Origin of the sequence: Caballeronia sp. (assembly GCF_028292365.1) — a bacterium.
GTDB lineage: Bacteria > Pseudomonadota > Gammaproteobacteria > Burkholderiales > Burkholderiaceae > Caballeronia.
Map to the genome: position 1 here is coordinate 1 of NZ_JAQGMM010000657.1, position 8299 is coordinate 8299.

Here is an 8299-nt window from a genome sequence, read left to right on the forward strand (position 1 = left end):
GTGCTGCCGCTACTGCTTGTGGATGGGGTCGACGAAGAATCTGCGCTGGTCCCGTTTTGTGGATGTGCGCGGGTGCGGTGAACCGCCCGCGGCTCGGCGCTAGCAGCCGAGCTTGTCAGTGCTGAAATGGACATGCATTGCTCCGAGTGGTTAGCGTGAATTCCTGGCAGAACGACCGATGAGTGCAGTAGCCGCTACCGTCGTTAACGGCCTTGTATTAGAGATCTTTTGCGAATCCACCCGGTCGCTTATTACGCGATATTTCTGACGATTGGTAAGGCGCGGTGAGCCCATCCGAAAGCATCAACAAGCGCTAACGGGATGATGTTTCTCGCCAATTGCTTGTCCGATACTTCAGTCACTTAGCGTTCTAGTGACTGAAGTATCGGACAGATTTTCAAGTTCGCCTGTCTGGCAAAAAGAGAAGTGGAGCGCGCAGTGGGTTGGGACGAACAGGCCCGCTTGCCGCCAAGCCACGCAGATCGACAGCACGCGACCGATCGACAAAAAATGGCACAAAGCTTCGTCAAGTCGACATTGCGCTTACCGGTAGAATGTCTTCATGGAACTCACTGGCATTGGCCTATACACCCTTCAGGAAGCAGAACGGCTCACCGGCGCGCAAGCGCGCGAGGTGAGCCGCTGGCTATTCGGCTATACGATCAAGGGTGGTATCGGTGCCCCGCTGTGGAAGTCTCAGCTCGCAGATCTCGACGAAAAGGTGATAGGTTTTCGCGACCTGATGGAGCTACGCATCGTCAAGGCTTTCCGCAATCACGACGTTCCACTGCAGGTAATTCGTGCTGCTATCGAAGGCGCGAAGGCAATGTTCGGAACTGAATATCCTTTCACTGCACATCGGTTTTTGACCGATGGCAAATCGATTTTTTCCGAAGCGTTGCAGGAACACGGCGATGCTGAAATGACCGATCTCGCCAAACGCCAATTGGTGTTTGAACACATCGTTCGGCCGGCGTTGTACACCGGGATCGAATTCGCAGGAGACGGCCGGGCAATGCGTTGGTTTCCGCTCAAACGTAGCAAGGTCATCGTGCTCGATCCGGAAATCGCGTTTGGCAAACCTGTGCTCACCGACTATGGCGTCAGGACGGAAATTGTCGCCGAGACCTTCAAGGCCGAGAAGAACAAGCAGACCGTCGCGTCACTGTTTGATATTCCGGTCGCCGCAGTCGAAGCTGCCATCCGCTACGAGCAGATGGCAGCATGAAGTATTTCTTCGACAACAATCTTTCCCCACATCTGGCTCACGCTATCAAGGAACTCTGCCAAGTGGAAAAGACTGTCGCGCGTGTCATACATCTGCGTGACAGGTTTGCGGCGGACGCGAAGGACCACGATTGGATAAAAGAGCTAGGCGAGGAAGGGCGTTGGGTTGTTTTATCGCAGGACGCCTTTCGTAAAAACGACGTCGAGCGCAAAGCCCTACGTGATTCCGGCCTGATAACGTTCGTGTTTCATCGACAGTGGACAGAACGCCAACACTGGGACAAAGCACAAAATCTGGTCAAGTGGTGGCCAGCAATAATCGATTAAAGCCTGCGAATAAAGGGTGGTGCGGCCTTTCGAGTGCCATGGCGGTACAGCGGTGGAAAATTCGAACAAATTCCGCGGTAGTCCTTGAGCAAAGTGCGACGGTGTTTATCCCCCACTCAACTCCGTCCCATACCCCCACCCCCGTTCCCTCAAATACCCCCTATACCCCACCGACAGCCGATCACACACCTGATGCAACTCGGCCTGCGGATCAAGCGGCAACCGCTTCGGCCATTGCGATTCCACTATCGGCGTGTCCTGCATCAGTATCTGCATATTGAAGTCATACAGTTCCTCATCCGAGCGCGTGGATTCGTCCTCGAACACCGATACCATCCACGCCCGCGTCTCCGTTTCACTCACCGGCGACGCCACTAGCAACAGGTGCAACGCGCCCGCACCGTGTTGTGCCGCTTTCGATAAACTCGCCACCAGCGGCCGTTTCACTCGATACACATAGTCAATATCCACGCCCTCCTGTCCCGGTAACCCCGCTGGTTGCCAAAACCGACACTTCCGCGCCTCAAGTCCGCCATCGCTTGGAATCACTTCGTAATCCTGCACTTCCGCGTGTGATGCATCGCCGAGAACGCCGGTATGCACAAACGGGAAGTGCGCCATATCGAGGAAATTCTCGACCACGCGCGGCGCCGATGAACGCACGGTCTGCGCCGCAAGATTGATCCGGCGTGCGCCCGGCCTATCGTGTGCCGCGTACTCCGGAAAGAAATCGAGCGGACGCGAAGGCTCGCCGAAGCACGTCCACACCACGCCGTATTTTTCCTCCACGCGATAGGTCCGCGCGCAAGCACGCTTCGCGGGGCGTATCGACGGATTAGAGGGAATGTGAATGCACTGGCCGTCGACGTCATATCGCCAACCGTGATACGGGCACGCAATCAAGCCGCCCGTCACCGAGCCCAACGATAACTGCGCCCCGCGATGCGGACATCGATCGCGCCAGACGTGGACATCGGTGGAAACGTCGGACTGTGCTGCCGGAACGTCAGCCTCCGACGCATTGCGCCAGACCACCAGCCGCTCGCCAGCCACGACAAACCCGCGCAATTCCCCGGCGGGCACATCGGCGCTATTACAGACAGGCAGCCATTCGCCGAGCAACGCGGCATCGGGCGCGGAGTGAGCGTCATCGGCAGCGTTCATGCCGCCGGTGGAAGAAGCGGATTCGAAGGGTTGCATCGGGCGTCGAAAAACCTGCGTAGTAGATAAGAATCCAAACATCGATTCGAAAACAACGCGCGCACAAACGCAACGCGCCAAAACAAAACACCCGGGCGCGCCGAATGCGTACTACTCGCTCCAAATCGATCGCAACGAATCAGCATTTATCCGCCACAAATCTGGCCGAATCGTGCGGTTTTCAGCCACTTTTCAACGACGCAGTACGATTGCCATTTTGCACTACGCAGGCACTGCAGAAAACGCGGCATCGATCAGCACTTCGGGAATCACCTCGACATCACATCAGGGAGACTCAGAATGGGGCAGGCGAATGACCCCTTGCATCGGCACCGCGGTTACGTGTGGTTGCCCTATCTCGATCCGGAAAAAGAACAGGCGACGCTACGAGTCATACTGGGCGGCCTCGCGACGGCCGTGTACGGCGCGTACGCATGGTCCGCTCCCACCCATGCCGCCATTGCCAGCTTCCATGCGCTCGCGCTTTATCTGATCTACGGGGTAGCGACCCGGCTAATCATCAGCAGAATGCAACGGCAGTCGAATTTGCGCCTCGCATTCACCACTGTCGCCGATCAGGCGCTGCTCGCCGTGGTTCTAGGTGCCGGAGGGGCACTCACCTTGCCCATGCTGTGGGCGGTTTTCCTCTTTGTGATCGGCGCGGGCGGACGTTACGGCAAGCGCGCGCTGGCGTTGTCGTGTGGAACGGCGGTGGTGGGAATCGTCGCGTTGTCCGTGCTGCAGCCGTGGTGGATGACCAATCGGCCCGCGGCGCTCGGGATTGGCTTGAGTGTGTTCGGCGCATCGGTCTACCTCGCGGTGCTGGTCGGCCGCCTCGGCAGTGCGAACCGCGACCTCGCGCTCAAGGCCGGCACCGACCCGCTCACGGGTTTGAGCAACCGCTACATGCTGGAACAGACCATCGGCCGGGCGGTGATGGCGATATCGACGGGACAGGAAGGCGCGACCGCATTGCTGCTGATTGATCTCGACGGTTTCAAGGAGGTCAACGATACCTACGGCCACGAAGTTGGCGACGTCGTGCTGCAAACCTTCGCGGCGTTGCTGGCAAGAAGGGTAAGAACCACCGATACAGTCGCGCGACTCGGCGGCGATGAATTCGTCGTGCTGGCGCGGCACGTGACCGGCAATCACGCCGTGCAGACGGTGGCAAACGGCGTGCACGCGGTACTGGCGGAAATGAAGTCGGTGCAGGACCGGGTGGTGAATGTATCGGCGAGTATTGGTGCTTGCCTGATTTCGCCGGAACTGAGCCCCGGCTACAGGGATATTGCCGTGCTAATGCGCGCAGCCGATCGCGCGATGTATCGCGCCAAGGGGTTGGGCAAAGGCCAGACAGAGTTCGCGCAGGGAGCGGATTTCGAAACCTGATCTGCGTTCAAGAACTCTCGACCGAGGCAGTTCAAGCCTCCACGCCCGACCACGCCTGTTCCCGCAACTTCGCTCGCAGCCGCGCGACGGCCTGGCTATGCAACTGGCACACGCGCGATTCGCTGACTTCCATCACGGCGCCAATTTCGCGCAGATTCAAGCCCTTCTCGTAATACAGGCTCATCAGCAGCTTTTCGCGCTCAGGCAATTTATCGATTGCCTCAACCAGCGCCGAGCGCAAGCTGCCGTCGAGCAGCGCGGAGAGCGGATCGGCTTTATCGACGCAATAACGGTCGAGGAACGGCTCGTCATCGGAAGACCGGTCGAAGTCTTCGTAATAGATCAACTGGCTGCCATGCAGATCCTGCAGCATGGCCTGATATTCGATAAGCGGCATGTTCAGATGCTCGGCCACTTCCTGTTCGCTCGCCGACCGGCCGAGATGCTGTTCAACCTTGTGCACCGCCGATTCCACTTCGCGCGAAGTCTTGCGCATGCTGCGCGGCAGCCAGTCGTTGGCGCGCAACTCATCGAGCATCGCGCCGCGAATCCGCTGGCTGGCATAGGTCTCGAATTGAGCGCCCTGATCTTCTTTATAGCGGCTGGCGGCATCGAGCAAACCGATCATGCCGGCCTGGATCAAATCGTCCAGATCGACGCTGGCCGGCATTTTCGCCACGAGTTGCAGGCCAAGCCGGCGCACCAACGGTGCGTAGCGGGTCAGGACCTCGGACTGTGACAGTTTTCCCTGGGCGTTATACATCGCATTCACCTTGTTCCTTCTCTTGCTGCATCACACGGACGCGGCGCTGCTCATCGCAAGCTGCATCAATGGCGTTTCCGTGCGGCGTACCGCGCCGGAGTTGATCGAGCGCTCCAACCCATGCGGCGTTTCCGCTCGCAAGGACTGCACGGGCCATTCAAACTGCGATGCTTTCGGCATCGGCCAGTACTGCAATTCAGCGGCAATCTGCCGATAATCCCGGGCGGCGGGCGTCGCCGGAAAAGCTTCCACCGCGCAACGCGACAGTTCATGCGCCCGCGCCACGCGCGGATCTTCAGCTACGCAACCCGCCGGCATGAGTTGCACGGCGAGATAACGGTTGGCGACGCCGGCGAGGTTATCGAAGGCGATCTGCGCGTCGGCGCCGTTCTTCACGTGATTCACGACAACCCGGAACCGGCCGATAGCGTGTGCGTAATGCAGACGCTTGATGCAGGCGTACGCCTCGGTGATCGCGGCAGGCGCCACGCGGGTCACGATCACGAAGTCGTGCGCTTGCACGGCCAGATTCGAAAGCGCGCCGCTGCGATCGAGCTGGGTGTCGATCAGGACGATATCGGCGGGTCCGTCAAGCAGCACCCGGCTATGCGCGGCGTCCTGGCTGATGCGTTCATCGCGAGGCGCGGCGATCACCGAAAAGCCGAACGGCGTGCGCGTGACGGCATCCTGCAGAAAACGCTTGCCGGATAAGACCGCGCCCAGTGCACCGTTGTCCGGCACCTTCGCCAGCCGGCTCACCGACAACGCGTTCTGGCGTTCATCGATAACCAGCACATCCTTGCCTTGCGCGGCGAGGGCGGCGGCGAGATTCACGACCGTCGACGTATTGCCGGTCCCTCCCAATCCACCTGTCGGGGCGCCACACACCGCCACGACCCGGGAGCCGTTGCGCGTCAGCAGCCGGCGCAAGCCCTCAGCCTGATCGGACACGAACTTATCCAAAGTGAACCTCATGCAGTTCGGTGGAAGCGCGCGCTGAGAGCGCGGACAGGAGCGGCGGCACGTCGTCGTCTTGCGGCACGAACGGCGAGCCGTCGCGCGGAATGCAAAAGGCGCTTTTAATCAGGAAGCGCTTGGTCGCGACGTACAGGTTTTCCGGCACCTTTTGCCCCGTCGACACGTAATGCACGGGCAGCTTGTAACGGATCACGGTGTCGAGCACGCCACCCAGGTTCGTGGCTTCGTCCAGCTTGGTCAGGATGCAGCCCGCGAGCGGTGGCTGGTCCGGCGTGCTCTGGTAGGCCTGCACAACTTCGTTCAACGTATCGCCGTGGCTGGTTGCGTTCAGGAGCAGCAGGCGTTGTACCGGATGGCCGGCGCCACACAACATGGCGATGTGATCGGCGACAGTACGGTCACGCTGGCTCATGCCAATGGTGTCGATCAGCACAATGTGCTTGTTACGCAGTTCGGAGAGCGCGAGTTGAAGGTCGCCCGCGTCTTTCACCGCATGCACCGATACCCCGAGGATCTTGCCGAAAATACGCAACTGTTCGTGCGCGCCGATCCGGTAGCTGTCGGTGGTGAGCAGCGCGACCTTGCTTGCGCCAAAGCGCATCACGCAACGGGCGGCGAGCTTGGCGGTGGTGGTGGTCTTGCCCACGCCCGTCGGGCCCATCAGCGCGAAAACACCGCCTCGGTTCATCATCGATTCTTCGCTGTCCATGACGGGCAGGTTGTTTTCGAGCACTTGCTGAACCCATTGCATCGACGCTTCGGCTTGTTCGATCTCCGGCATGTTGTCGATCAGCAAACGGACCAGTTGCGCGGAGAAACCGGCGGCGAACAGGCGCTTGGTCAGCGCAGCGTGATTCGGACTGCGACGCTGGCGATCGCCCCACAGCAAGCCGGCGAAGTGCTCTTCCATCATGCCGCGCATTGACGAAAGTTCATTCATGACGGTGTCGTTCACGACTTGCTCCATGCGGGTGCGGATGGCTTCGGTCACGGCGGCGGCCGCCGATGCCGGCAGGCCCGCGAACGCACCTTCCTGCATCGAACTGGCGGTTTGGGCCGAGGACGTATGGGCTTCCTGCTGGAATTGGGCCTGTGCGGATTTTTGTTCTGCGCGGCGGGCGGCGAGTTGCGCCGCTTCGCGGGTCCATCCAGGGGCTTGCGAGGATTCGTGCGGCGTGACGGTCACGGGATTGCCTAATCCCTTCGCAATCGCCGACGATGCGCTCAGCGCGCGTTGCGGCGCACTTTCAGCGGCCGATTGCGCCACCCGGCGGGCATGCTCGATCAGCCAGGGATTCGATTCGGCCATCGTGCGCGACGCGTCGTCTGCTTGCGCCTCAGGCTCGAGATCGTCCAGCGGTTCGGGATTGGCGCCGAACACCGACGAAAAGACATCGCCGTTCGCGTAAGGGTTTGAACTTGCGTTCGAATTCGAACGCGGCTGTGACTGTGATTGCGGCTGCGTAAGCAACTGATGATTTCCGGCCGACTCCCGCAGTTTCATCTCGCGGTGCTGAGCGGCTGCTTTCGGAGAAATCTTCGCAAGGTCGCCGTCCGCGACCGCAACGATCTCGACGCTGCCGTCTTCGGTTACCCGGTTCGATAACACGACCGCATCGGGGCCCAGTGCTTCACGGACGAGCCGGAACGCTTCGCGACTCGTGGCACCGATAAATTTGCGGATGTTCATTTACCCCCCGATGAGCTCGCGCTCACGCTGATCTGTTGCGGTTGACCGGTGCGCCACGTTTTGAGCGACGTACCGTTTTCCTGTGAATGAATTATTGCAAGGGTGGGTGGCGGGCCATCGGCTGATAAGAGCCGGGAAAGCGGGGTAATTCGGGCGATCGATGCTGGGAGGGGCGCGCGGGCTGCGTCGGGGGAAATGCGTGCCGGATTAAACATCAGACAATTACTTTGATGTTTGCGGCAATGACGATGAAAGACTTGAAGAATCGTTCGTTGCCCGTTGTGTTATCCCGCCGCGGGGTCGCGATGATTATTTCGCCTATCGCTTTATTCCTCCGCAACACAGTGCCGGGTAATTCGTGATATTGATTTTATTAAGTTTTTGAAACGACTTTAATCAAGCCTGAAAATCAATGAACAATGGTGAATTCGGTGAAATTTCTATCGTTCATTAAGGCGAACCTACCTATAATAAATCAAAGGACAATTTAAATAAATTGCAATAGCAGAGCAAGTATTTCACGTCCTGACATTAATCAAGGAACATAAAAATGGCGCAAAAACTATTTCACGCACAACCATTCCCACTCCCGTTTGATACAAAAACAACTGCATTGGTCGTGATCGACATGCAGCGTGATTTTGTAGAACCGGGAGGCTTTGGTGAAGCGTTGGGAAACGACGTCTCTCTCGTGCGCAGCGCGATTGTCCCGTGCGGGAAAG

7 protein-coding genes and 1 pseudogene are annotated in these 8299 nt (G+C 59.0%); 4 read left to right on the plus strand and 4 right to left on the minus strand.

Annotated elements, in window-relative coordinates:
- Nucleotides 1-562: 562 nt before the first annotated feature.
- Together JWR14_RS37855 and JWR14_RS37860 are read left to right on the plus strand one after the other, a co-directional pair.
- Nucleotides 563-1228 (plus strand): DUF433 domain-containing protein, encoded by a 666-nt coding sequence (locus JWR14_RS37855; protein WP_366144634.1) that lies wholly within the window; start codon nucleotides 563-565, stop codon nucleotides 1226-1228.
- Nucleotides 1225-1554, plus strand: coding sequence for a hypothetical protein (locus JWR14_RS37860; RefSeq protein WP_299719854.1), 330 nt, complete (start codon nucleotides 1225-1227; stop codon nucleotides 1552-1554). Before JWR14_RS37855 ends, JWR14_RS37860 begins: the two co-directional genes overlap by 4 nt.
- A 105-nt stretch (nucleotides 1555-1659) precedes the next feature.
- Here JWR14_RS37860 and JWR14_RS37865 read toward each other — a convergent pair whose 3' ends face one another.
- Nucleotides 1660-2754 carry an aromatic ring-hydroxylating dioxygenase subunit alpha gene (locus tag JWR14_RS37865; protein WP_299719856.1) on the minus strand — a complete coding sequence of 365 codons (1095 nt, stop codon included), beginning with the start codon at nucleotides 2752-2754 and terminating at the stop codon, nucleotides 1660-1662.
- Nucleotides 2755-3054: 300 nt separating this feature from the next.
- On the opposite strand from JWR14_RS37865, the gene JWR14_RS37870 reads away from it, so the two are divergent.
- Nucleotides 3055-4146: a GGDEF domain-containing protein gene (locus JWR14_RS37870; RefSeq protein ID WP_299719863.1), complete on the plus strand. Its 1092-nt coding sequence runs from the start codon at nucleotides 3055-3057 to the stop codon at nucleotides 4144-4146.
- A gap of 31 nt (nucleotides 4147-4177) precedes the next feature.
- Here the strand turns inward: JWR14_RS37870 and JWR14_RS37875 are convergent, their stop codons facing one another.
- Genes JWR14_RS37875 through flhF form a run of 3 tightly spaced genes read right to left on the minus strand, consistent with a single transcriptional unit; the run spans nucleotide 4178 to nucleotide 7577 of the window.
- Nucleotides 4178-4909 carry an RNA polymerase sigma factor FliA gene (locus JWR14_RS37875; protein ID WP_299719865.1) on the minus strand — a complete coding sequence of 244 codons (732 nt, stop codon included), beginning with the start codon at nucleotides 4907-4909 and terminating at the stop codon, nucleotides 4178-4180.
- A gap of 30 nt (nucleotides 4910-4939) precedes the next feature.
- Nucleotides 4940-5872, minus strand: coding sequence for a MinD/ParA family protein (locus tag JWR14_RS37880; RefSeq protein WP_299719867.1), 933 nt, complete (start codon nucleotides 5870-5872; stop codon nucleotides 4940-4942).
- Nucleotides 5865-7577 (minus strand): flagellar biosynthesis protein FlhF, encoded by a 1713-nt coding sequence (gene flhF / locus JWR14_RS37885; protein ID WP_299719870.1) that lies wholly within the window; start codon nucleotides 7575-7577, stop codon nucleotides 5865-5867. The genes JWR14_RS37880 and flhF overlap by 8 nt, the downstream gene beginning before the upstream one ends.
- A 550-nt stretch (nucleotides 7578-8127) precedes the next feature.
- Between flhF and JWR14_RS37890 the strand changes: the two are divergent.
- Nucleotides 8128-8299 (plus strand): annotated as a pseudogene (locus tag JWR14_RS37890) (cysteine hydrolase); the annotation flags it as partial.

What these genes read in the sequence shown, in the direction of transcription:
- JWR14_RS37855 (WP_366144634.1), top strand. Translation starts at nt 563, where the DNA reads ATGGAACTCACTGGCATTGGCCTATACACCCTTCAGGAAGCAGAACGG.
- JWR14_RS37860 (WP_299719854.1), top strand. Translation starts at nt 1,225, where the DNA reads ATGAAGTATTTCTTCGACAACAATCTTTCCCCACATCTGGCTCACGCT.
- JWR14_RS37865 (WP_299719856.1), bottom strand. Translation starts at nt 2,754, where the DNA reads ATGCAACCCTTCGAATCCGCTTCTTCCACCGGCGGCATGAACGCTGCC.
- JWR14_RS37870 (WP_299719863.1), top strand. Translation starts at nt 3,055, where the DNA reads ATGGGGCAGGCGAATGACCCCTTGCATCGGCACCGCGGTTACGTGTGG.
- JWR14_RS37875 (WP_299719865.1), bottom strand. Translation starts at nt 4,909, where the DNA reads ATGTATAACGCCCAGGGAAAACTGTCACAGTCCGAGGTCCTGACCCGC.
- flhF (WP_299719870.1), bottom strand. Translation starts at nt 7,577, where the DNA reads ATGAACATCCGCAAATTTATCGGTGCCACGAGTCGCGAAGCGTTCCGG.